24 protein-coding genes are annotated in these 24,145 nt (G+C 38.0%); 14 read left to right on the forward strand and 10 right to left on the reverse strand.

The genetic code is table 11. The annotated features are described in order from the left end of the window. Positions 1-53: 53 nt before the first annotated feature. Entirely contained in the window at positions 54-1,397 is a 1,344-nt protein-coding gene (gdhA, locus tag ACJJVM_RS07190) for an NADP-specific glutamate dehydrogenase (protein WP_035326496.1), read from the reverse strand. A 207-nt stretch (positions 1,398-1,604) separates the two neighbouring features. Here gdhA and ACJJVM_RS07195 point away from each other — a divergent pair, with 207 nt between their 5' ends. After that, a complete protein-coding gene (locus ACJJVM_RS07195) occupies positions 1,605-2,447 on the forward strand; it encodes a THC0290_0291 family protein (protein ID WP_405212182.1) in 843 nt (280 codons plus the stop codon). A 44-nt stretch (positions 2,448-2,491) separates the two neighbouring features. Here ACJJVM_RS07195 and ACJJVM_RS07200 read toward each other — a convergent pair whose 3' ends face one another. Further along, entirely contained in the window at positions 2,492-3,631 is a 1,140-nt protein-coding gene (locus tag ACJJVM_RS07200) for a cystathionine gamma-synthase (RefSeq protein WP_405211232.1), read from the reverse strand. A gap of 256 nt (positions 3,632-3,887) precedes the next feature. Here ACJJVM_RS07200 and ACJJVM_RS07205 point away from each other — a divergent pair, with 256 nt between their 5' ends. After that, positions 3,888-4,667 carry a T9SS type A sorting domain-containing protein gene (locus ACJJVM_RS07205; protein ID WP_405211233.1) on the forward strand — a complete coding sequence of 260 codons (780 nt, stop codon included), beginning with the start codon at positions 3,888-3,890 and terminating at the stop codon, positions 4,665-4,667. Between the two features lie 85 nt (positions 4,668-4,752). After that, complete coding sequence (locus tag ACJJVM_RS07210) at positions 4,753-5,475, forward strand: hypothetical protein (protein ID WP_298350003.1); 723 nt, start codon at positions 4,753-4,755, stop codon at positions 5,473-5,475. Here the strand turns inward: ACJJVM_RS07210 and ACJJVM_RS07215 are convergent. Next, positions 5,465-5,929, reverse strand: coding sequence for a DinB family protein (locus ACJJVM_RS07215; RefSeq protein WP_405211234.1), 465 nt, complete (start codon positions 5,927-5,929; stop codon positions 5,465-5,467). The genes ACJJVM_RS07210 and ACJJVM_RS07215 overlap by 11 nt on opposite strands. Before the next feature lie 84 nt (positions 5,930-6,013). On the opposite strand from ACJJVM_RS07215, the gene ACJJVM_RS07220 reads away from it, so the two are divergent. From ACJJVM_RS07220 to ACJJVM_RS07235, 4 genes are all read left to right on the forward strand, one after another. Further along, positions 6,014-6,370, forward strand: a complete 357-nt coding sequence (locus ACJJVM_RS07220) for an arsenate reductase family protein (RefSeq protein WP_298349999.1) — start codon at positions 6,014-6,016, stop codon at positions 6,368-6,370. Between the two features lie 6 nt (positions 6,371-6,376). Next, complete coding sequence (locus ACJJVM_RS07225) at positions 6,377-7,270, forward strand: DMT family transporter (protein ID WP_405211235.1); 894 nt, start codon at positions 6,377-6,379, stop codon at positions 7,268-7,270. Beyond that, positions 7,263-8,393, forward strand: a complete 1,131-nt coding sequence (locus ACJJVM_RS07230; protein WP_405211236.1) for a GNAT family N-acetyltransferase — start codon at positions 7,263-7,265, stop codon at positions 8,391-8,393. Before ACJJVM_RS07225 ends, ACJJVM_RS07230 begins: the two co-directional genes overlap by 8 nt. A gap of 182 nt (positions 8,394-8,575) precedes the next feature. Beyond that, positions 8,576-8,944: a nuclear transport factor 2 family protein gene (locus tag ACJJVM_RS07235; RefSeq protein WP_298349994.1), complete on the forward strand. Its 369-nt coding sequence runs from the start codon at positions 8,576-8,578 to the stop codon at positions 8,942-8,944. Between the two features lie 48 nt (positions 8,945-8,992). Here ACJJVM_RS07235 and ACJJVM_RS07240 read toward each other — a convergent pair whose 3' ends face one another. Continuing rightward, positions 8,993-9,469 carry an acyl-CoA thioesterase gene (locus ACJJVM_RS07240; RefSeq protein WP_405211237.1) on the reverse strand — a complete coding sequence of 159 codons (477 nt, stop codon included), beginning with the start codon at positions 9,467-9,469 and terminating at the stop codon, positions 8,993-8,995. A gap of 219 nt (positions 9,470-9,688) precedes the next feature. Here ACJJVM_RS07240 and ACJJVM_RS07245 point away from each other — a divergent pair, with 219 nt between their 5' ends. Beyond that, complete coding sequence (locus ACJJVM_RS07245; protein ID WP_405211238.1) at positions 9,689-10,657, forward strand: YheT family hydrolase; 969 nt, start codon at positions 9,689-9,691, stop codon at positions 10,655-10,657. Between the two features lie 48 nt (positions 10,658-10,705). Continuing rightward, on the forward strand, positions 10,706-11,212 hold the full coding sequence (azu, locus tag ACJJVM_RS07250; protein WP_298349988.1) for an azurin: 507 nt from the start codon (positions 10,706-10,708) through the stop codon (positions 11,210-11,212). Positions 11,213-11,287: 75 nt separating this feature from the next. Here the strand turns inward: azu and arfB are convergent, their stop codons facing one another. Genes arfB through ACJJVM_RS07265 form a run of 3 tightly spaced genes read right to left on the reverse strand, consistent with a single transcriptional unit; the run spans position 11,288 to position 12,780 of the window. Beyond that, positions 11,288-11,689: an alternative ribosome rescue aminoacyl-tRNA hydrolase ArfB gene (arfB, locus tag ACJJVM_RS07255; protein ID WP_405211239.1), complete on the reverse strand. Its 402-nt coding sequence runs from the start codon at positions 11,687-11,689 to the stop codon at positions 11,288-11,290. Then, entirely contained in the window at positions 11,682-11,819 is a 138-nt protein-coding gene (locus tag ACJJVM_RS07260; RefSeq protein WP_084811657.1) for a DUF2256 domain-containing protein, read from the reverse strand. The genes arfB and ACJJVM_RS07260 overlap by 8 nt, the downstream gene beginning before the upstream one ends. A gap of 10 nt (positions 11,820-11,829) precedes the next feature. Continuing rightward, a complete protein-coding gene (locus ACJJVM_RS07265) occupies positions 11,830-12,780 on the reverse strand; it encodes an NAD-dependent epimerase/dehydratase family protein (RefSeq protein ID WP_298349982.1) in 951 nt (316 codons plus the stop codon). 111 nt (positions 12,781-12,891) lie between these two features. On the opposite strand from ACJJVM_RS07265, the gene ACJJVM_RS07270 reads away from it, so the two are divergent. From ACJJVM_RS07270 to ACJJVM_RS07285, 4 genes are all read left to right on the forward strand, one after another. Then, positions 12,892-13,491 (forward strand): hypothetical protein, encoded by a 600-nt coding sequence (locus ACJJVM_RS07270; RefSeq protein ID WP_405211240.1) that lies wholly within the window; start codon positions 12,892-12,894, stop codon positions 13,489-13,491. Between the two features lie 11 nt (positions 13,492-13,502). After that, entirely contained in the window at positions 13,503-14,012 is a 510-nt protein-coding gene (locus ACJJVM_RS07275) for a nuclear transport factor 2 family protein (protein ID WP_405211241.1), read from the forward strand. A gap of 139 nt (positions 14,013-14,151) precedes the next feature. Beyond that, positions 14,152-17,553 (forward strand): T9SS type A sorting domain-containing protein, encoded by a 3,402-nt coding sequence (locus ACJJVM_RS07280; protein ID WP_405211242.1) that lies wholly within the window; start codon positions 14,152-14,154, stop codon positions 17,551-17,553. 105 nt (positions 17,554-17,658) lie between these two features. Further along, on the forward strand, positions 17,659-19,719 hold the full coding sequence (locus tag ACJJVM_RS07285) for a M13 family metallopeptidase (protein WP_405211243.1): 2,061 nt from the start codon (positions 17,659-17,661) through the stop codon (positions 19,717-19,719). A 99-nt stretch (positions 19,720-19,818) separates the two neighbouring features. Here the strand turns inward: ACJJVM_RS07285 and ACJJVM_RS07290 are convergent, their stop codons facing one another. Both ACJJVM_RS07290 and ACJJVM_RS07295 read right to left on the reverse strand, forming a co-directional pair. After that, positions 19,819-20,622, reverse strand: coding sequence for an NAD(P)H-binding protein (locus ACJJVM_RS07290; RefSeq protein ID WP_405211244.1), 804 nt, complete (start codon positions 20,620-20,622; stop codon positions 19,819-19,821). A gap of 43 nt (positions 20,623-20,665) precedes the next feature. Beyond that, on the reverse strand, positions 20,666-23,029 hold the full coding sequence (locus tag ACJJVM_RS07295; protein ID WP_405211245.1) for a M28 family peptidase: 2,364 nt from the start codon (positions 23,027-23,029) through the stop codon (positions 20,666-20,668). A gap of 121 nt (positions 23,030-23,150) precedes the next feature. On the opposite strand from ACJJVM_RS07295, the gene ACJJVM_RS07300 reads away from it, so the two are divergent. After that, the gene (locus ACJJVM_RS07300; protein WP_298349967.1) at positions 23,151-23,615 is read left to right on the forward strand and encodes a CBS domain-containing protein; all 465 of its coding nucleotides are present in this window, start codon (positions 23,151-23,153) and stop codon (positions 23,613-23,615) included. A gap of 1 nt (position 23,616) precedes the next feature. Here the strand turns inward: ACJJVM_RS07300 and ACJJVM_RS07305 are convergent, their stop codons facing one another. Beyond that, positions 23,617-24,144 (reverse strand): GNAT family N-acetyltransferase, encoded by a 528-nt coding sequence (locus ACJJVM_RS07305; protein ID WP_299149211.1) that lies wholly within the window; start codon positions 24,142-24,144, stop codon positions 23,617-23,619. Between the last annotated feature and the right edge of the window lies 1 nt (position 24,145).

Genomic DNA, 24,145 nt, shown 5'->3' on the forward strand with positions numbered 1-24,145 from the left:
AATCAGACAGCCTGAGCTGTCTGATTGTAATATAATATTATGTGTGTGACTTACTATACTACTCCTTGAGCTAGCATAGCATCTGCCACCTTTACAAATCCGGCAACGTTTGCTCCTTTTACGTAGTCTACATAACCGTCTTCATCTTTTCCATACTCTACACACGCTTCGTGTATGTCTAGCATAATCTTGTGAAGTTTTTGATCTACCTCTTCTGCAGTCCAGTTAAAACGTAAACTGTTTTGAGACATTTCTAGTCCAGATGTCGCAACACCTCCTGCGTTTGATGCTTTTCCAGGTGAGAAAAGAATTTTTGCATTATGGAAAACTTCTATAGCTTCTGGCGTACAAGGCATATTTGCACCTTCGGCAACGCATATACATCCGTTATCTACCAGTGTTTTTGCCTCATCTCCATTAAGTTCATTTTGTGTAGCACAAGGAAGTGCAACATCTACCTTAGTAGACCAAGGTCTTTGTCCCTCGTGGTACTCTGCGCTTGTGTATGTATCTACATACTCGCTTATACGACCACGTTTTACATTTTTAAGATCCATAATAAACGCAAGCTTATCTGCATCTATACCATCTTTATCATAAATGTAACCTCCAGAGTCTGACATAGTCACTACTTTACCACCTAGTTGAGTAACTTTCTCTGTAGCATATTGAGCAACGTTTCCAGATCCAGAAACTGCTACTGCTTTACCTTCAAAAGTTTCACCTTTAGTCTTAAGCATACTTTGTGCAAAGTATACATCACCATAACCGGTAGCTTCTGGACGCATTAAAGAACCTCCATAAGTAAGTCCTTTACCTGTAAGTACTCCTGTAAACTCATTACGAAGTCTCTTGTACTGTCCAAACATATAGCCTATCTCACGACCGCCTACTCCTATATCTCCAGCAGGTACGTCTGTATTAGGGCCTATGTGACGAGCTAGCTCGCTCATAAAGCTCTGGCAAAAACGCATTACCTCTGCATCTGACTTCCCTTTTGGGTTAAAGTCAGATCCTCCTTTACCACCACCCATAGGTAATGTAGTAAGGCTGTTTTTAAACACTTGCTCAAACCCTAAAAACTTAAGGATACTCAAGTTGACAGAAGGGTGAAAACGAAGTCCTCCTTTATACGGGCCTATAGCGCTGTTAAACTCTACACGATATCCTCTATTTACTTGAATCTCTCCAGAGTCATCTGTCCAAGGCACTCTAAACATAATAGTGCGCTCTGGCTCAACCATACGCTCTAAGAGTTTCTTACCCTGGTACTTTGGATTTTTTTCTATAAAAGGAATTACAGTTTCTGCCACTTCGTGGACTGCCTGCATAAATTCTGGTTCATTTGGGTTGCTCTGAGCAACATAATCGACAAATTTTTTAATGCTGTCTGACATAAAAGGTATCTATTATGACAATGCTTTAAACATTGTTCTGTTAGAGCTACAAATATACATTATCCTTGATTTTTAGCGTGTTTTTTTTAGAATATCGTAATTAAATATACACACTTGTAAGATTATACCTACTACAAATATCAATTTAACTCAAAAAACTCGATGTTTGACATATTTTCATATATTTGCTCACCTAATTACCTACTTATGAGAGCCAAGTACCTACTGCTGGCATTATTATTAATGGTGATCACACAGCAGAGCTTAAATGCTCAGTTTGGGTTTTCACACGAGCTTGGCGTTATAGCCGGTCCCGTTGCGTTTCAATCTGACTATGGTGAGCGCAGTAATGTTGAGACCAATCTTGGTAATGTGGGCTTTGGCGTGGGGATAGTGCACTACCTAAACTTTGCTTACCAAGCAGACTGTAACTGTTACTCAAAGTACACCTACTTTAATGATCATTTTAAAGTAAGAAATGAGATAGACTTCCACATAACAAACTTAGACAACTTTGGCCCAGAGGCGAGTGATAACGATTTTGGAGGTATGCGACTACGTGCACATACAGGTAGAACTCAAGTACTGGAGATAGGCTCACAACTAGAATACTTCCCTATGAGCATACGTGACTTCTCTGCAGGAGCCTATAAGTTTGCTCCATATGTAAGTGTAGGAGCTCATTTTGTTTCCTTTAATCCTAGTGCTACAACTTCACTACGCGAGGATGGTAATATATTTGGACAAGTACTCAATCCTTTTACATCAGACCCTACAGATACGGGTCCTGCTATTATAGAAGGCTTTAATGTAGGTGAAGGGCAAATGGGCACAGGTATAGATACCCGTGTGGGTGATACTTGGGCAATCACTTGGAGTGTAGGTACTCGTTATAAACTAGGTATATTAAGTGATCTTAATATAGATTTGAGATGGCACTACTACACATCAAACTGGGTAGATGGACTTAATCCAGACCCAAGACCTGTAAACAGAGTAAACGACTGGATATTCTGGATAAATGTAGGGTATATCTATTACCTAGATTAAAATGCTAATAAGGTGGAGAGTTACGCTTTCGCGAAAGCGGAATACTACCCAAGAGCCTGCTCAAGATCTTCTATTAAATCATCTACATCTTCTATCCCCACACTTAGTCGTATTAAAGAATCTGTTAAGCCTATTTTTAGCCTATCTTCTTTAGGTATTGCAGCGTGCGTCATTGTGGCTGGGTGACCGGCTAGACTCTCAACCCCTCCAAGACTTTCGGCTAGGGTAAAGATTTTTAATTTTTTTATAACCTTAAGTGCATCTTCTGTACTATCTCCATAGGTAGAAAATGATAACATCCCTCCAAAATCTTTCATTTGTCTCGTAGCAATATAATGGCTAGGGTGGTCTTCAAAACCTGGCCAGTAAACGTTTTCTACTTTAGAATGATTTTTAAGATAATGGGCAATTGCACGCCCATTTTGACAATGTCTCTCCATACGAACGTGCAGCGTTTTAATACCTCGCAGCGCAAGAAAAGCGTCTTGAGGACCGCATATAGCGCCAGATGCATTTTGTATAAAGTAAAGCTTTTCTGCGAGCGTCTTTTCATTTACAATGAGCGCTCCCATTACTAGATCACTGTGGCCTCCTATATATTTTGTAGCGCTATGCATCACAATATGCGCCCCCAGATCCAGAGGAGTCTGAAGGTATGGAGTTGCAAACGTATTATCTACGGCAAGGAGTATGTTATTTTGATTTGCAAGTTTCGCAACGGCTTGTATATCAAAAATGTTCATCATCGGGTTTGTAGGAGACTCCATCCAGATCATTCTTGTGTTTTTTGTGATACTAGTTTTGATATTTTGAATATCACTCATATCTACAAAATGAAAAACGACACCATATCCCTCAAATATTCTAGTAAATAAGCGAAAAGAACCGCCATAAATATCATTTGTAGTGATAACCTCGTTACCTGGTTTAAGTAGTTTCATTACCGCATCTATCGCAGCCATACCAGAGGCAAATGCCATACCAAATGCTCCATTTTCTATACTTGCAAGAGATTTCTCAAGTGCGTGACGTGTAGGGTTTGCAGATCTACTGTAGGCATATCCCTTATGATCACCTGGTGACTCTTGAGCATAAGTAGAGGTTTGGTAAATGGGTGGCATAACAGATCCATAAGCTGCATCTGGTTGCTGGTTACCGTGTATCGTTTTTGTGTTAAATTTCATAAGTAGATTTTTGCACCTTGCAAAGCTACTTAACTATAGTAAAAAACAACCCTACTGAGCGCTTCGAAAAATTATTAAATACCTAATGATTTAACACACTAACGTTTGTTAATTTGTTTTTTGTAGGTTTTTGTCCACAAATAAGGCTAAGAATAATGCTCTTTAACGAAAAAAAACAAATTTATACTCCCATAAAATATTCTGGCTAATTAAATAACTTATATTTAACACATTAGTAACCTTAAACAATTTTAGTATGAAAAAAATTACTCTTTTTATTGCCTCTATGGTATTTGCAACAACGAGCTATGCTCAAATCCAAACAGAGGATTTTGAAGGTGATACGTTACCTGACGGATGGACATCAAACATTATAGGTGGTACTGCAGAATGGGCTTTTGGTAGTCCAGCTATGCCTACAGGAGATCCTTTTACTTCAAATGCAGCTATTTTTGATGATGATGGTGCAGGTACTGCAAGTGTAGGGGGTGGAGAACTTATTTCTCCTGCCATAGACTTAACAGGATATGCAGATGCATCTGTTACTTATGAGTATTCTTTACAAGACTTTTTAGGCGATGGTTTTCTTAAAGTAGATGTTTGGGATGGAGCAGAGTGGCAAGAGATTGCATTATATGATGATGCGGATATCGCACCTACAATGGAGTCTGCAATAGATGTTACTTCATTTATAAACGATGCTTTTCAAGTAAGATTTACATATGATGACGAAGGGGCTTGGGCCTGGGGAGCAGGTGTAGATACCTTTTCTATAGATGGAACACTATCTACAGAATCAAATACTATAAACGGATTCTCAATGTTTCCAAACCCTGCGGCTGACGTTTTAAATGTAACAGCAGCTTCTACAATCTCTAGTGTTAAAGTAATGAACTTACTAGGTCAAGTAGTAGTAAACCAAAGAATTGATGCTCTTTCTGACGCTATAAACGTATCAGATTTAAAATCTGGCGCTTACTTAGTACAAGTAACTGCAGAAGGTCAAACAGGAACTTACAAGTTTATCAAGCAATAAGCTTTATAAGCTAAAAATTTTTAAAAGGCTACTCATATATATGAGTAGCCTTTTTTTATTGGAGCCTTAACCCTACTTTTATCTAATGAAAAAACATCTGGCTCCCCTGCTGCTTATTATTCTTTTCATCACCACTGTAAGTTGTGAGAAAGAAATTGTTTATGAAACAAACAGCACTCACTATACAACTAGTGATATAAACATATGCGCCGCGCAACCCTGTCCAGATATAGATATTGAGATTATTACTTTCTCTTCACCAGAGACAGTAAAAGACATTGCAAATAAGTGGATTCTTGATAAGACAACTTCCACTTTGTATAATGCTTCTAAAGTGCCAGACCTTAGCATAACAGATGCTATAGACTTATATATTAATGAGTCTCAAATTTCATACCCCGAAACTACTGAGCTCTCTGATGCTCACGAAATTCAAATAGAAACAGCCCTCTCATATGGGACTAATAATTTACTCTCTATTGTGCACTATACCTATCAATTTTCTGGTGGCGCAAGTGGGTATGACACAGCAAACTACCTCAACCTAAATCCACAAAACGGAGAGCTATTATCTAAAGAAGCACTATTTACAGAAGATTTTTACGCTTTCGCGAAAGCGTACTTCACAAAAGAATACCCGCAGCAAGAGCATTTATTTAATGTACTTACATTTAATGAAAACCTACAAGAAATAGGATTTACCGAAGACGGTGTTATTCTTAATTATGCAGAGGTAGACGCATTATATTCGGAAAATATGGTGGTTACTATACCTTGGAACGAAGCGGAAAGTTATCTTACTTTTTAAGAAGTTTTGACAACTGTATAACGCACCCTAAGTGTAAGCCTTCGTGATAATTATTAAATTCCAGAGCTTCTGCGACGTTAGTAAGTGTACCGCCCGTAGTAGATAATGTGTATTCTTTAAAGTCTTTAAAAAGCCCAGCTTCATAATCTTCTTGTAACTCTGCTAGTGTTGTAAACAAGAGTGTATGCATTTGTGCCACTTCTTCTTGAGTAACTAGCCCTTCTGGCTTTGTACCTTTTCTATAGCGATCTATAAATGCCATATCAAGCCTAGGTTTAAGCCCAGACAGCCCGTATGTAAGAAGTTGCTGCGTGGCGATGCTATGACCTATATTCCATATAATGTTATTATTAAAACCTTCTGGAATCGTGTTAAGCTCCTCTGTAGTATGACTTTTTATAAAGCGTTCTAAGAGTTGTCTGCTTTTAAGACAGATATCAAAAGTATAGGTCATATTGTGTAATTTTTGTCTAAAAATAATTCATTTTAGATAAGTTAGATGGTAATTTTGTAAAGTAATTTAATAAGTCACCATATTTTGAAAAAAATCATACACTTAGCTACTTGCAATACTTGCCAGCGCATTATTTCTGAAATAAACCCGTCTAGTGACGTTATATTACAAGACATTAAAACCGAACCTCTTACAGAAGAGCAAGTTGTGGCTATGAAAGAAATGAGCGGTAGTTATGAGTCGCTTTTTAGTAAACGAGCGCAACTCTACCGTAAACGTGGTCTTAATGAGCAATCTCTCTCTGAAGAAGATTTTAAAAACCTTATACTTGAACACTATACTTTTTTAAAGCGCCCGGTTATGATTGTAGACAATCAAATATTTGTAGGTAATAGCAAGAAGGTTGTTGCTGCTGCTGTTGAGGCATTTTCAAAAGCATAGTTTATTATGAGCAAGCGTCATCTCGCATTTCTTGCTGCCTTTGGCGCTAGTTTTATATATGGTGTAAATCACACGCTGGCAAAAGATCTTATGCCCACCTATATTGAGGCATATGGGTTCATTATGCTTAGAGTGTTAGGCGCAGCGATACTATTCTGGATTACAAGCTTGTTTTTACCCTCAGAAAAGATTGACCGTAAAGACTGGTGGCGCATTATACTTTGTGCTCTTTTTGGGATGACTATTAATATGCTTATGTTTTTTAAGGGGTTACATCTGTCTACTCCTATAAACAGTAGTGTGGTCATCACCCTATCTCCAGTTATCCTTCTTATTCTATCGGCTTTATTTTTAAAAGAAAAAATCACTTGGCTCAAAGGGGCTGGTATTGCTATAGGCCTAGTAGGGGCTCTTATTCTTATATTATTTGGCGCAAAAACTCAAGCTAATGCGCCCAATATACCTCTAGGTAACACGCTATTTATAATTAATGCCATTGCCTACTCCGTCTATCTAATTTTAGTAAAACCACTCACGGCCAAATATGCCTCGGTCACACTTATGAAATGGTTTTTCTTAATAGCGGTATTTACAAACGCACCCATTGCCTTACCTCAATTTCTCGAAGTACAGTGGTCTACTTTACCACCTTCGGTTATAGGTGTAATGCTGTTTGTAGTAATAGGCACCACATACTTAACATACTTATTTAATGTATTTGCCCTGCGACAGCTCAAACCTTCTACGATAGGAGCCTTTATCTATCTGCAACCACTTATCGCAACACTCGTAGCTATCATACTAGGAGCAGATTCTCTTACCACAATACGCATTATAGCGGCATCACTCATTTTCTTAGGCGTATATTTAAGTACCAAAAGAAAAAAACAAAGTGCCTAACTACACCTGTACAACTTACAGCAGTATAAACGATATAGATAATCGAGTATTTAAAGCGCTTGATTGTGAAGAAACTGTCTATTTTTCAAAACCCTTTTTACAGGCATTTGAGAGAGCAAACAAGCTCATCACCTACACCTATCTCATCATCGCCCTTGACAACAAGCCAGTAGCGCTTGCCATAACTCAAGCTATAGATATCTCTCTTGAGACTGCTACAGAAAAGCTTCCTCTCACCCAGCAACTAGCTCGTAGCTTACAGTGCTATTTGAGCGGTAAGAAAACACATATACTAGTATGTGGAAACATCTTTCTGAGTGGAGCATATGGCCTCTATGTAAAAACTGGAATCGATAAAAGAAAAATTTATAATACGCTTTCGCGAAAGCTAAAAAAGCTCTCCACACCAAAAAAACCACGCATCTTTTTTCTTAAAGATTTTAATGCCCAAGAAGATGCCTCTGCCAGCATTGCTGAGAAAGAACACTTTCAATCTTTTACGGTAGAGCCTAATATGAGACTTGCCGTGAGGTGGCAAGATTTTGAAACCTATAAAGCTTCACTCAAATCAAAATATAGAGTAAAAGTAAATCGTGCAGATACGTTAAGTAAACATCTTATTAGTACATCATTTACAGCAACACAAATAAGAGACAACATACACAAGCTACAAGGCCTTTATAACAACGTAGTGTCTAAAGCTGTTTTTAATACTGTTCCTATAGCTATCGAGACATATGCGTTACTTAAAGAGGCCTTTAAGGATCAAGTAAGGTTTACTGCTTACAGTAAAGATGGAGAGCTTGTAGGCTTCTCAACAGCTTTTATTGTGAATGATGTGCTAGAAGCACATTTTATTGGGCTTGATTATGATTTTAATAAAACAGATGCCATCTACCAAAGAATGCTTAATGATTATATAAGACAAGGCCTCTCATTAGGGGTGAAAGAAATCAACTTAGGCAGAACAGCATCTGAAATTAAAAGTACTCTAGGTGCAACGCCAGAACAGCTTAGATGTTATATAAAACACCGCCGTACAGTTGCAAATATGTTATTTAAACCTTTTGTGCGTCAGATTAAAATGACAGAATACAAACAACATACTCCATTTAAGAACTAGTAACTAGTAACTAGTTCAAAAAACAAACTATTATATATAGTTGTCTGTCTTATAAATTTCTCTCAAGATAATAAATTATGTTAAAAATTTAACATTCAATATGAGTTTTAGCCTGTGTTTTCTTGCTCATTTTACTAATATGGTCGCTATATTTACAGGAACAACCTAACAATCAATATATTATGAAAACACAAGAAATCGCAAATAACTTAGTAAAGTGGTGCAATAATGGCGAGTATGATAGATGTTACAAAGAGCTTTATAGCCCAAATATTGTGAGTTTAGAACCATCGTGGGCAGAACACTCAAGATCTGAAGGTATGGAAGCCGTAGGAAAAAAAGGAGAATGGTGGGAAAACACTTTTGACGTGCATAGCACTACTGTAAGTGAGCCTACAGTGGCAGAAAACTGGTTTTCTGTTAGATTTGATATGGATACTACACATAAGCCTAGTGGACAGCGCAGTACATCTTCAGAAATAGCAGTATATCAAGTAAAGGATGGAAAGATTGTTCAAGAGCAATTCTTTTATGATATGCCTGGACAATAGCAGTATAATTATAGGAGCAGTATGATACTGCTCCTATAATTTTTTTTATTACTCTCTATCTCTAGGCGCCTGCCCGTGAGATCTCATATCTTCTTTTGTTAATACTTTATAATCTGGTGTTTTGGGAGCGTTTGCGAGCATAGGCATTAATGCCTCTGGCAGGCCAATAGTTTTACGCGTAGTAAGATCTATCCAGGCTCCTTGCATACTTCCGCGAGCAAGGTTTCTCCCTTTATAGTCGTAAAAGTTATGTACAAATTTAAAGAACATACCATCCTCACTAGCTCCTCCTAACTCAAAGGTCACGGTGATAGGTCTACCTTGAAAGGCTTCTTTAAAAAAGAATATTTGCTCGTGAAAAATTACAGGACCTATATTATGTTGTACCATTTCCTTCTGGCTTAGTCCATTCTCAATCATAAATCCCATACGTGTATGAGACATAAAATTTACGTAAGCTGAGTTTGCTAGGTGACGATTTGCATCAATATCACTCCATCGTATATCAAATTCTTTTGTGTACATATATAAATTGTTCTGGTTAAATTAGTTTTATGACAATACTGTCTTTGAGTAAAATTACAATAATCGCTTCTTTGAGGTACAGTAGTTTTCGATAAAAATATCTTAATAAGCTTTTACAGAATAACTATACATAGGTCTTAGCCTCTCATAATTATGTAATTTTGTGATAGTAGTATGTTGTACTACAAAATATTAAATATATAAAGCTACATACCCTAAATGCCTATAGTTTCATCAAATTTTCGCGCAAGCGGACTCTTTAAAGATGCTCATTTTTCTACCATTTACTCTGCAAAAATTAGAAGAGTAAACGGAGTTAAACAGTCTAGAGAGCGTTTAGAACTTCCCGATGGTGACTTTATAGATATAGACTGGACACAAGCAATAATTGCATCTAAGACTAAAAAGGTTGCAGTATTAATGCACGGCTTAGAAGGTGATGCGCAACGCCCATATATGCTTGGGACTGCAAAAATATTGAGTGCAAATGGGTACGATGTGGTTGCCGTAAATTTAAGAGGTTGTAGTGGAGTGCAAAATAGACTCTACCGGTCTTATCATAGTGGTGACACAGGTGATATTGCATTTGTTATACAGACGCTTATTGAGCGTAATTATACAAAAATAGGTCTCTACGGTGTGAGCTTAGGAGGTAATGCTGTTTTAAAATATCTTGGAGAGCATAAAAATATTCCTACAGAAGTTAAAGTAGCCTCCTGCATAGGTGTACCGGCAGATTTACGTATGTCACTTGAGCAATTATCAAAAAAAGAAAACATCATTTATCGCACCTCTTTTTTAGTACACTTGCGTGCAAAGTATCGAAAAAAAATGTCTCGCTTTCCTGAGAAAATGAGTAGGCAGTCTTATAAAAAAATTGATAGCTTACAATCTTTTGATGACATATACACGGCGCCGGCTCACGGGTTTAAAGATGCACTAGATTACTATGCAAAGGCGAGTAGCGCTCAGTTTATAAAAAACATTAAAGTACCTACTCTTATCCTTAATGCGAAAAATGATAGTTTTTTACACGGTGACTGCTACCCTATAGAACAAGCAAAACAGTCTGACATCTTACATTTAGAAATGCCAGATCACGGAGGTCACGTAGGCTTTTATATGAAAGGTGATTATTATTACAATGAGCTACGAACCTTTGACTTTTTTAAAAATTATATTGAGTAAAAAGCTGTTGTTGATTATCTTTAGAAACTTAAACTAAACTGAACTACTATGAAATTTAAAGGAATTATAGCTGCTCTTGCACTTGCAGGACTTATGATAAGCTGCGGCGGCGAAGAGAAAAAAACTGAAAAAGAATCAGTAAAAATAGGCTCAAAAAAGACAACCAAAAAGGATGACGGAAAATCTGTAAATCTTGCACTTGCAGGAAATGACCAGATGAAATATGACAAGAGCGAACTTAAAGTTAAAGCTGGTCAAGAAGTGACTCTTACTTTTCGTCATACAGGAAAAATTGGCAAAAAAATAATGGGTCACAACTTTGTACTACTTAAGCCAGGTACATCTATTCCTGAATTTTCGGCAGCAGCGGCAGCAACTGGTGAAGCTGGTGACTGGATTGCAAATGAAGATCAAATCATTGCTCATACTAAGATGATAGGTGGTGGGCAGTCTACTACTGTAACCTTTACTGCGCCAGAGGCTGGAACCTATGATTTTATATGTAGCTTCCCAGGGCACTCAGGACTTATGAAAGGAAAATTTATTGTAGAGTAATCTACACTATTATAAAATAAAAAGCCCTGTAAACGTATTGTTTACGGGGCTTTTTATTCTTCCACATCAGCTCTTCTAAAACTCTGGGCGCTTGCGATTTGCCTTTTTTTCTGACTGTTCCTTTTTGGCTTTAAGTCGTTTTAGCTTGGCAAGTTTAGAAGGCCGTTTCTTCTTTCTCACTTTGGGTACTTGTATGGCAACCTCTAGCAAAGAGAAAAAGCGCTTTATGACATCCTCTTTATTTTTATGCTGGCTACGTGACGCTTGTGAAGCAAGCTGCAGCACTCCTTCCTTAGTGAGTCTGTGAGCAAGCTTATCAGTAAGGCGTACTATTTCTTCTTCTGTAAAGGCAAGGGTTTCTGGTAAGGACCAGCTCAACTCTACTCTAGAACTTGTTTTATTTGCGTGCTGCCCTCCTGGGCCACTACTCTTTGAGGCCTTAAATGATAGTTCTTGTAAGAGCTGTTCTCTACGCACTGTTTTTATTTCTTCGGCAGCGCTCGCTGCAATAAATGACCTCAGCCCAGTTTTTCTCCCACTTTTTACGCCAGGTAAATGGACGTTTACAAACGGGACAATCTTTTGTGGGGAGGTCTCTCTTTTTCACGTAAGTGTGCTTATTTATATCTTTCTTCTAGATTATCGAGCATTATTTTTGTGATGGCATCTAGGTCAAATTTATGTTCCCAGCCCCAATCTTTGCGCGCAACACTGTCATCTATAGACTCTGGCCACGAGTCTGCAATGGCTTGTCTAAAGTCTGGCTCATAGCTTATCTCAAAGTTAGGTATTACCTTTTGTATACTTGCTGCAACATCTTCTGGAGCATAACTTACTCCAGCTAGATTATATGATGAGCGTACTTTTATATTCTTTTTTGGCGCATCCATAATACCTATGGTTGCCCTTATGGCATCATCCATATACATCATAGGTAATATTGTTCCTTTATTAAGGAAGCTACGGTACTGGCCGTGTTTTAAAGCTCTATGATAGATGTCTACAGCATAGTCTGTCGTACCACCTCCTGGCTCTGTTGTATAACTTATAAGGCCTGGGTAACGTATACTACGTACATCTACGTCATATTTATTATGATAATACTCACACCAGCGCTCTCCTGTTTGTTTTGAAATCCCGTATACGGTAGATGGCTCCATAACGGTAAGTTGTGGCGTATCTTGTGCAGGTGTAGTTTCTCCAAAAACAGCTATACTAGACGGCCAGAACACTTTTTTTATTTTTTTGTCTTTTGCTAGATTAAGCACGTTAAAGAGAGAAGTCATATTGAGATGCCACGCCTTTGCAGGAAAACGCTCTGCAATAGCGCTAAGCATTGCTGCCATTAAATAAACTGTATCTACTTTATATCTAAAAATAACATCTTCTACAGCGGCAAGGTCTGTGGCATCAAGTAGTTCAAAGTGGCCCTCGCCCATTATATCTTCATTACCCTCGCGTATATCACTGGCAACAACCTTATCTGCACCAAATCTGTTTCTTAATGTAAGTGTAAGCTCAGTCCCTATCTGGCCGCAAGCTCCTATAATGAGTATTCTAGATTTCATATGTGTGTGTTTTGAAGTACGCTTTCGCGAAAGCGTAGACAAACTTAGTCATAATTATTGCTCGCATATATGCATTTGCCCTACTTTTGTTATGTCCTTAGTATTTAAGTTATGAGATTTTTATCTGTTGTATTATTATTTCTTTTTGTTCTCGCTATAAGTGCTTGTGACGAAAAACAAACTCCTCAAGAGTATACCACCACAGATAAAATAGATGCAAGGGATACTTTATCTATTGCAAAACCTACAAATCTAAAGCCGAAAATAGGACTCACACCACAAGCAAGAGAAGGGGTGGCAAACTGGCCATTATATAGAGATCTATCGGCTGCTATAGATAGTTTACAAGTCCCTACACTAGGTGTACTCAAAAAAGAAATAAAGAGATTTGATAACCTTTATGTAGCAAAGGAAGAGGCAGAAGAGGCAGAGGTGCAAGTTGCTCCTCAAGAAACATTATCTAATGCTATACGGGCGCGGCTTATAACAATCGAGACAAAAGTAAAGGTTCTTAAAAATGAAGCCTTCTTAAATGAACCTAATGCTGTAACACTCTCACAACAAATAGGAGACCTCATTAATGCATATCAAGACCTCAACCTACAACTTAATGAGGCTTTTAATACAAGCTTTGAAGATCTACTAGAAGAAATAAAGCTTGAAAAGGAACAGCCAGATGAGGAGCTAGAAGAAGAAAATGAGCCTCAATAATACTAGTATCTATGAAACTACATATAATTCTTATTGCTTTTTTAAGTATGACTACTGTCCTACTTGGACAAGAAAAAAACACAACAAAAAAAACCATAGAAGGTACTCTTGATGCCTGGCATCAAGCTGCGGCTAATGCAGATTTTGAAGCCTACTTTGCTTTAATGACAGATACTGCCATTTTTATAGGTACAGATGCTACAGAGATCTGGGATGTAAAAGCCTTTAAAAGTTACTCAAAACCTCATTTTGACAAAGGTCGTGCCTGGTCATTTGCTTCAATAAATAGAAATATATATCTAGATGACACCTCTCAAAATACCGCTTGGTTTGATGAACATCTAGATACACAAATGGGTGTATGTAGAGGCTCAGGTATTCTAAAAAAAGTAGATGGCAGCTGGAAGATACAGCACTATGTACTCTCTATTGCTGTGCCCAATGGAAATGTAGCAGAGCTTACACAAAGTAAAAAAGAATGGGACAGTCTTTACATCAAGAAGATGCGCAAAAAAGACTAATCAAACCACCTGCTTATTGCCAAAACCGCAGTGTTTTAATCCTTTTACTGATATTTTTTAAGTTTTTTAGCTGTTTTATAAGTGAATAATTGTGTAGAATACAATTCCTGTATTATATTTATTGCCTAATAAAACTACAATGAAAAAACTACTACTACTAGGCTTCTGCCTAGTCACGGGAGTATCTGTCGCTCAGATAGGTACATCTGCCCCTTGGATGGAAACTTTTAACAATCCTAACCGAATTACAGAACCTACTTTTGAAGAAATTGTAAATGCTTTTGAGCTATACTGGGAAGATAAAGATGAGACCGTAAAAGGAAGCGGTTACAAACCTTTCAAAAGATGGGAATCCTTTCATCAAAATTATCTTAATGATGATGGTACCGTAATGTCTCAAAAACAACTGTGGGATGTATGGCAAGAAGTAAACAGCTCTTCACGTGCTGCGCAAGCAGATGATAGTGACTGGGTAAATATAGGGCCACTTACACATACTAACACAGGCTCTTGGTCTGCTGGTCAAGGTCGTGTAAACGCGATGGCTGTAGACCCAACAAACCCTGCTGTTATTTATATAGGTGCTCCAGCTGGAGGTATCTGGAAGTCTACAGACACAGGTGCCACGTGGACACCTCTTACAGATCAATTACCACAAATAGGAGTGTCTGGAATTACTATTGATCCTACCGATAGTAATATCATATACATTGCAACTGGTGATGATGATGCCGGTGACTCTACAAGTGTAGGTGTTATGAAATCTACAGATGGAGGTGTTACTTGGAACACCACAGGTCTTAATGAAAGTAATTCTCCTTTAACAATGAATGAGATTTACTTTGATCCTGCAGATAATAAGACACTATGGCTAGCAACTAGTGAGGGTGTATATAAAACGATAGACAGCGGCCTCAATTGGGAAAATAAAATCACAGGTAACTTTGATGATTTAAAAGTAAAACCAGGAAGCTCTGATATAGTATATGCTGCTACTACAAATAGAGTTTATAGATCTACAGATGCAGGTGAGACTTGGACAAATGTATCTGCTGGCGTCATAACGGGAGCTGCCAGACTCGTACTAGATGTAACCCCAGCAAATCCAGAAGTGTTATATGTATTTAAATCTGACACTGGTTTTGGGTCTGGTTCTATATTTAAATCTACAGACAGTGCTGATACATTTGTAGAGACTTTTACTGGAAGTCAAGATATTTTCCAGAGTACGCAGGCCTGGTTTGATATGGCTTTTGCAGTTTCAGACACAAATGAAGATGAAATTTATACAGGAATACTCAACGTGTGGAAATCTACTAATGGTGGTGCAAACTTCACTCAATTAAACAGTTGGGATTCTCCTAATCAAGCTGCATATACTCACGCAGATATTCATAATTTGCGCTTTATAAACGGGACACTTTATTGCGGTAGTGATGGTGGTATTTATACATCTACAGATGGTGGCGCTAGTTTTACAAGTATTACAGACGGTCTAGCAATAGGACAATTTTATAGAATAGATGTAGCTGCAACAGATGCCTCTCTTATTTCTGGAGGATTACAAGATAACGGAGGTTATGCTCGCCTTAATGAGCAATGGCAAAACTACTACGGAGCAGATGGAATGGAAAATGTATTTGATCCAAATGACCCAAGTAGAGTATATGGATTTATACAAAGTGGTGGTGGACCATATTTTTCAAACAATGGTGGAGCATCACTAGCAGGAGCTTTCAACTCGCCAGAAACTGGTAACTGGATAACGCCTCTTGCCTTTGCAAAAGACAGTAAGCTATATGCAGGATATACTAGTGTATACGAGCTAGATTTTTGTTCAAATAGTTGGGTTCAACGTTCGTCATCATTTGGGACTCGTATTGACCACCTTGAAACAGATCCAAATAATGCAGAGATAATGTATGTCGCAGTTGATAATCAACTATACAAAAGTTCTGACAGTGGCGAGAATTTTGATTTCGTGACTAATTTTTCAAATAACATCTCTTCACTTGAAGTGAAATATGGAGATAGCTCTACAATATATATCGTAACTGCTGGAACTTCAGGTAGAGTATATCAAGGTACAATTACAGGAGCAGATATTGTTGCAACTGAAATTACTGGGTCATTACCAGAAGTACCAAAACTTGTAATTAAACACCAAAATGTGCACTCTGAAAATCCACTTTACTTAGGTACCGCACTAGGGGTATGGAGGTATGATGATATTACAAACGACTGGGAAACCTTTGATAATGGATTACCTAATACTGCTGTACGTGACTTAGATATTAATGAATCAAATGGAATTCTAACTGCAGCAACCTACGGTCGTGGTATCTGGCAGACTAACATAGATACAGAGCCTATAGCGCTAGACATAGCAACCACCTCACTTGTTCCTCTAGGTAATCAAGCACTCTCTTGTGAAGAAATCCCTACAGAGCTTACTCTTATAAATAGCGGTACAGATGTGATTACAGCTGCAACTATAAACTATATGGCTGGCGGTATCTCAAACACAATAGATTGGTCTGGGTCGCTCGCATCTCAAGAATCTACCACTGTTGAGTTACCTGTGCTGGGACTTCCTACTGGTACGTATGAACTGGTCGCAGAGGTTATACTAGATGGTGATCAGTTAATTGATAATAATGACTCAAGAACAACTCTAGCTGTAAATGCAGTAGGTGAAGGCGATCTTATAAATGATTTTGAATCAGAAGAAGACACCCTTCTTATACTAACTGAAAACAGCAACGGAGGTAATTGTGATACATCAAGTACAACTTGGCAAAGAGGAATCCCTACAGGCCCAGCTCTAAACCAAGCAGCATCTGGAGAGAATGTATATGCTACTAATCTAAGCGGTGATCACGGTGATAATATCAAAGAGTTTTTAACTACTAAATGTTATGATATTTCTGCACTAGACGTTCCTCAAATCTCTTTCAAAATGGCTTTTGAGCTAGAAAATGATTGGGATATAATGTATATGGAGTATACCGTAGATAATGGCGTTACTTGGAATATATTAGGAACTGCAAATGATTCTAACTGGTATAACAGTGACACATTACCTGGTAACAATTGCTTTAACTGCCCAGGAGCACAGTGGACAGGTGACAATGACACCTCTCTTAACGAGTATAGCTATGACCTTACCGCCTTTGCCGCAGAGACCAGTATGATCTTTAGATTTGTTTTCCACTCTGATCAAAACACTGTGAGAGAAGGGGTACTCTTAGATGATTTACATATAGGTCTTGACCCACTTGCTATAGATGAGGTAACGGTTTCAGGGCTTAGTATACACCCAAACCCATCTAACGGTATTTTTAATATTAATTGGTCTCAAGGAACTCCGCTTACTATAGAAGTTTATGACATCTTAGGTAAGGTAGTTGTAAAACCTATTACAACCGCTGCAGGTGAGACTGCCTATCCATTAGATATGAGCTCATTTGCCACCGGTTTATATTTACTAAAACTCAATACAGGCACAAAGCAAATAACCAAAAAGCTGATACGCAACTAATTAATCAAGCCCTCTTCAAAAGAGGGCTTTTTGTTTTATTAACTTTGTAACAATCTAAAATTAATAACGTCTTATTCAAATATAATTTCAAACACTCATAACACTATGAAACTTTATAAATCGGCTGCAATTGTAGCCTCTTGCGCACTTGCTATGGCAAGTTGTAAAACAGATGGCTCAAAAGATGAAGCCAAAACAGAAGAAATCCCAGGTATTGTACTTGAAAATATGGATACCTCTGTAACTCCTAATCAAGACTTTTACAAGTACGTAAACGGGTCTTGGATGAAAAACACAGAGATACCTGATGATCGTACAAGCTGGGGAGGCTTTTCTGTACTACGTAAATCTACAGATGCAGATGTTCTTGCTATACTTGATGAAGCAGAAAAAAGTGGAAAGTACACTGCAGGTACAGATCAAGCAAAAGCTCTCGCAATCTTTAATACAAAGTTAGATACGCTTGCGCGAAATGAAGCCGGATTAAAACCATTACAACCAGCACTAGATGATATTGCCGCTGTAACAAACCTCGCAGAGTTACAAACCGTACTTGCTACAAACCCTGCAGTATCTTCTCCATTTTTAAGTATAGGCGCAGGAGCAGATCTTAATGACAGTTCTATGAACACTGTTTATCTAGGCGCAAATGGTTTAGGACTTCCAGACCGTGATTATTACATCTTAGAAGACAGTAAGTCTAAAGAAATACGTGTAGAGTACAAAAAGCACATCGCAAGAATGTTACAAAAGCTAGGTGACTCTGAAGCAGATGCTACAGCAGCCGCAGAAAAAATCCTTAAGATGGAAACTGCACTAGCAATACCACGACTAGACAAGGTAGAAAGTCGCGATGCTCGTAACTTTAACAATCCACGTTCTGTAGATGAGGCAGATGCAATGCTTACATCTGTAGATCTTAAAAAGATGATTAAAGACCTAGGTATCAAAAAAGAATTTGACACGCTTACGGTAACACAGCTTAAGTATACTACTGCCTTAGACAAGTTTTTAAATAACACATCTATTGAAGATATAAAAACGCTTGTGCGCTGGGATACCTTTAATAGTGCATCTGGTAGACTAAGCACGGATATTGAAAAAGCAAACTGGGAGTTTTACAGTAAATATTTAAGCGGTGCAAAAAAGCAACGCCCAGCAGATGAGCGTGCGCTTGCAACTGTAAACGGTACTGTAGGAGAAGCTCTAGGGCAGCTATATGTAGATGCAAAGTTTCCGCCAGAGGCAAAAGCAAAGGCAGAAACAATGATTGCAAACGTTATTGATGCTTATAAAAATCGTATCCAAAATCTAGACTGGATGGGAGCAGAAACTAAAGAAAAAGCAATCGAGAAGCTTGACAAATTCACCGTTAAAATCGCATATCCAGACAAGTGGGAAGATTACTCTACAATGGAAGTATCTGCAGATAAGACGTATTTTGAAAATATGACAGCCGTAGGTAAATGGGGGCAGCTTAAAAATTATGAAGATATAGGTGAACCTGTAGATAAATCTAAGTGGGGAATGTCACCACAAACGGTTAATGCATACTTTAACCCACTTAACAACGAGATTGTTTTTCCTGCCGCAATATTACAGCCACCATTTTACAATTACACGGCAGATGAGGCTGTAAATTATGGAGGTATAGGTGCCGTAATAGGTCACGAAATCTCACACGCTTTTGATGATAGTGGAGCACGTTTTGATGCAGAGGGTAATCTTAAAAACTGGTGGACAGAGTCAGATCTTGAGGCATTCACAAAACGTGGTAATGCACTTGCAGAACAATATAGCAATGTAGAAGTACTAGACAGTGTTTTTGTAAACGGTAAGTTTACACTAGGTGAAAATATAGGTGATCTAGGAGGCGTACTAGGTGCTTATGATGGTCTTCAGAAATACTATGCAGAAAATGGACGTCCAGAAAACATAGACGGCTTTACGCCAGAACAACGTTTCTTTATGTCTTGGGCAACCGTATGGAGAACTAAGAGTCGTGATGAAGCTTTAAGAACACAAATCAAGACAGACCCACACTCTCCAGGTATGGTACGTGCTGTACAACCTTTACTTAATGTAGATGCTTTTTATGAAGCATTTGATATAAAAGAAGGAGATGCAAATTACCTAGCTCCAGAAGATAGAGTGCGTATTTGGTAATCTAAACGCTTTATAAACTTAAAAAACCGTCTCAAATAGGGACGGTTTTTTTTATGCTTTCGCGAAAGCGTACTTAAACTATTTAATGGCTACAAAAACTTATAACTCAACTTGAAACTCATAGTTCAAAAGAGGTTTTACAACCACACTATTTACCTCTTTAAAAGTAGCTGTATCCTCCTCTATGTATTCTGGAGGCTCAAGGCCTAGTTCTTGTGCTTGCTGTGTATAGTATGCCTTTTTTGATGGGTGGCTAGGCGCAACGGCATTTATAATATGGCCAAAGGCGTCTTGCTTTACAATAGCCATTAAAATACCTATACAATCATCTCTATGAATCATATTTACGGGAGCCTTACCATTAGTAAGCCCCTTACGACCAGCGAGAAACTTAACAGGATTCCTGTTACCTCCAAAAAGCCCTCCAAAGCGCACGACTGTAGTCTTAAATGCACTGTTATTAAAGAAAATTTGCTCTACATCGTGTAATTGCTTACCGGCGTTAGTCTCAGGTCTAGGCGCGATTTTTTCTGTAACTACACCCTGTGAGTCATCATATACAGAGGTACTGCTTACTAGGATGACTTTTTCTATTTGTGATTGCTCTACTTGATGTAAAAAGTGAGCCATTTTAAGCGCATAATTTGCTCCAGTATTTCTACGCAGTCCCGGCGGAATCATTATCATAAGCACATCCGTGTCAACCAGCAAGGTGTCTACAAGTCCAGACACACCAGCCTCTGCTATAACGACTGGATAAGCTGTAATGCCACTTTTTGTAAGTGCTTTTGCCTTCTCTGTATCTGTGACGCTACCTTTTACTTGATATCCAAAAAGTTTGAGACGAGATGCAAGCGGTTGTCCTAACCACCCTAGTCCTGCTATTGTTATTCTTTTATTCATAAGCTTTCCTCATATATAGAGAGGTTGTATTAAAAGGCACTTATTATTCTTGTAGTTGCAATGTGTCGTTTTGAGGAGTAGCAAAGGCTAGTTCATCTACGTTTATGACGCGTTCTTGTATAATTGCATCGTTTACTACAAAGGGTTTTGGCATCATTGTCTTTGGTCTTGTTGAGACAGTAAATTTAGGATGCTCAAGTAAGTCAAAAGAGTATTCTCTAAAACTTATTTTTGGATCTACTCCTGCTGGTATTGTAAAGCTAAATTCTAGCTCTTCACCTTCACCCATATAATAACTTAACAGCGCATTTGTTCTACGTTTTTTATATAAGGTCTCTGTGCTATCTGGCTTGTACACCTTCTTATTATAAGATAGCATTTTAAAAGGTGTATCCTTATCTGCAAAGAGGCGTATTCTATTTATCGCTCTCTGTGGTCTTATGCTCAGTGTTACCTCTCTATTCCCATCTACAACCTCATCCTTTTCTTTGATAATGATAGTTTCTTCAAGATTTATAACAGAGGTTTCCTTTGCATAGCTAAAAGAGGTATTGTACTTACTACCAGAAGCATTTGCTATATAATCACTAGCAGCGTTAGGCGCGTTACCTAGATAGCCTTCTACCCAACTGTCTATATAATCGTCATACGTTACCCAGTATGCCTTTGCATCACCCTCCTTATGGTAATACAATAAACTATTAGGTTTTTGCCTATCTTCTGTGTAATCAGACTTTGCGTGTGCTACTCCTAAAAATACAAACGTAAGTATTAAACCTATATACCCTAAAAAGCGCTTGCTCTTATAATAGCCTATTACTGGTAATGATAAACCAAATACTAATACTGTAAAAAGTATAGAGATCCAGTATGCAGATGGTCCTAAACCTACTGGAAAGAATTGTACTAATGGTGAAAAAACAAATACTCCTGGTGCGACTAAAAGAAGCATTAAAATAACGCTTGGTTTCTTTTGCTTAATCATTACAAAAAAGGCAACAAGACCAAATAATAATGGAATAACAAAAAAGCCTGCTCCTTTTAAATATACAGCAACAAGAATATTGATAATCACCCACAATGTAAGTGGTGCAACGTAGGTACTTGGGGTGTGTTCTAGCTTACATAAGCGACTGTAAAAACCAAAACTAAACGCAAGAGACATTACTACAAAAGCAATGGTATACCAGTGACCGTTATATATAAACACCGGTAACATATCATTATACTGAGGATATAATGACGGCATTAACCAAGCAAAAATTTGCAATGACAATAATGAACAGCCCAAAGAAATAATAAGTGCTAAAAATCCTCGTCCTACAGCCCTACCACTTAATTTCTTATCTCTAAAACCTTTAAAAAGTAAGAGTATGAAAATTACGAGTGCGATGATAGACATAGGTAACACCCACGCAAAAGGATAGGATGCAAAAGTGAATAAAGGTGTATCAAAGTAAACTCGATCTTGAGTAGATTTTATGGTCGATAAATCTACTTGAGCAAAATGCTTAATAAGCGGCAGTAAGTACTGTCCTTGATGCTCAAGTGTGCGCGGGTCAAGATTATCTACAGTATCATTTACCGTATGATAATTATAATGACTGTCTATAAAAGCAAAGAAAAAACCTGGTATATCACCATCTTCACGCAACACTGTAGAATCTGTATCATTAGGTAGCATTTTATATATACTATACATTAATGATGTAGCTACGGGATACTCAAGTCCAGCCTTCTCAAACTCTTTAATGAGATTTTCATTACCCCCATTAGTCTCCACAATCATATTAGAAGGCCCAGAAGAGCCTCTAGCTTCAAAGTTTAAGGCAATACCCACGTCTTTTGCCCAAGGGTGTTCTTTTACAAATAGCGTAGCGCCGTCTAGACCTAACTCTTCAGAGTCTGTAAATAGCACGATAATATCATTTTCTGGCTCAACTCCAGCTGCTAGATAGGCTCTTAAACTTTCTAACACAGTCACCACTCCAGACCCTGCATCGCTCGCCCCGTGAGACTTACTATGGGGAGCACTATCGTAATGGGACATTAACAATACTGCCTTACCCGTACCGTTTCCTTTATAACGTGCCACTATATTTTTTGGCTTTACTAAGGTACTCGACCCCCACCAAGAGTCTAGTACATATCCCTCTTGCACAGCAGGCTCAAGACCTAATTTCTCAAGCTCGTCTATAATATACCCACGCACTTCTGCGTGTGCAGGTGACCCTACATAATGTGGTTTTTGAGAGATTACTTTAAGTTGGCTCATTGCACGTTCTGTAGAGAACTCAGAAAGCGGGACATCTCCAGAAGAAGCGGTGTCTGGTATAAGCGATTTAAAACTAAACCACACTAAAAAAAGAAGTACAAAAAATGAGAAGAAATGTTTAAGGCGTTTCATTTGCTTTTGGTTTGGTGGTTGTAAAATACAAATTTATAGGTTTGGAGTACGCTTTCGCGAAAGCGTAAAACAACTTATTAAATATAAATCACTAACTTTAAGACAACAAAATCAGATAGTTATGGCGATTAAAAGTTTTATAGGTAAACGTGCAAAAGAGGTAAAGAGCACCTCAACAGATATAAAAGTAAGTGATTATATGAGCCGTAAACTCATTACCTTCTCTCCAGATCAATCTGTTCTTGAGGTAATGAATAGTCTTATAAAGCATAAAATATCTGGTGGTCCCGTGGTAAATGAACAAAATGAACTGCTAGGGATAATTTCTGAAGGCGACTGTATGAAACAAATCTCAGAGAGTAGATATTATAATATGCCTATGGATAATATGAAAGTAAGCAATCATATGGTATCTAATGTAGATACTATAGATGGTAATATGAATGTTTTTGATGCGGCAAATAAATTTTTGGAATCAAAACATAGACGCTTCCCTATAGTAGAAAATGGTAAACTAGTAGGCCAGATAAGCCAGAAGGATGTCCTTAAAGCTGCTTTAGAACTTAATGGTCAGACTTGGAAATAGATTACATTGTTTTTTCAAACCAGGCCAGCTCTATATTTTCTGGCTCGTAGATAAAATTATCTTTGCGCTCTAGTCCTATTTTTTCTAGTACACGGCAAGAAGCACCGTTGCCCAGCTCTGCCATACCGCACAGTTTTTTGCCAGTGAAGTTTTCAAAAAAGTAATCTCTAGCGGCGATAGATGACTCTGTTGCATAGCCCTTGCCCCAGTATTGTGGCATAAAGCGATAACCTATGTCATAAAAATCTGTATGACCGTTCATCTCGTTTTCAAAATTCATTTTTAAGCCGGTCCACCCTATCCAGTCACCTGTAGATTTTTCTATAGCAGCCCAGCGGCCTATGCCGTAAGTTTCATACTGCATACGTATGTAATCTACATATGCTCTTGCTTTACCCATACAGCTTATAGGTTTATTACCTAGATATTTATGTACAAGGGGGTCGCTATCTAAGCGATACATATCCCCCGTATCTTCTATGACAATCTCCCTAAGGATTAGGTTCTTAGTTTCGGCGTAGATTTTCATA

The sequence above is a fragment of the Dokdonia sp. Asnod2-E02 genome, from assembly GCF_045063915.1.
Classification (GTDB): domain Bacteria; phylum Bacteroidota; class Bacteroidia; order Flavobacteriales; family Flavobacteriaceae; genus Dokdonia.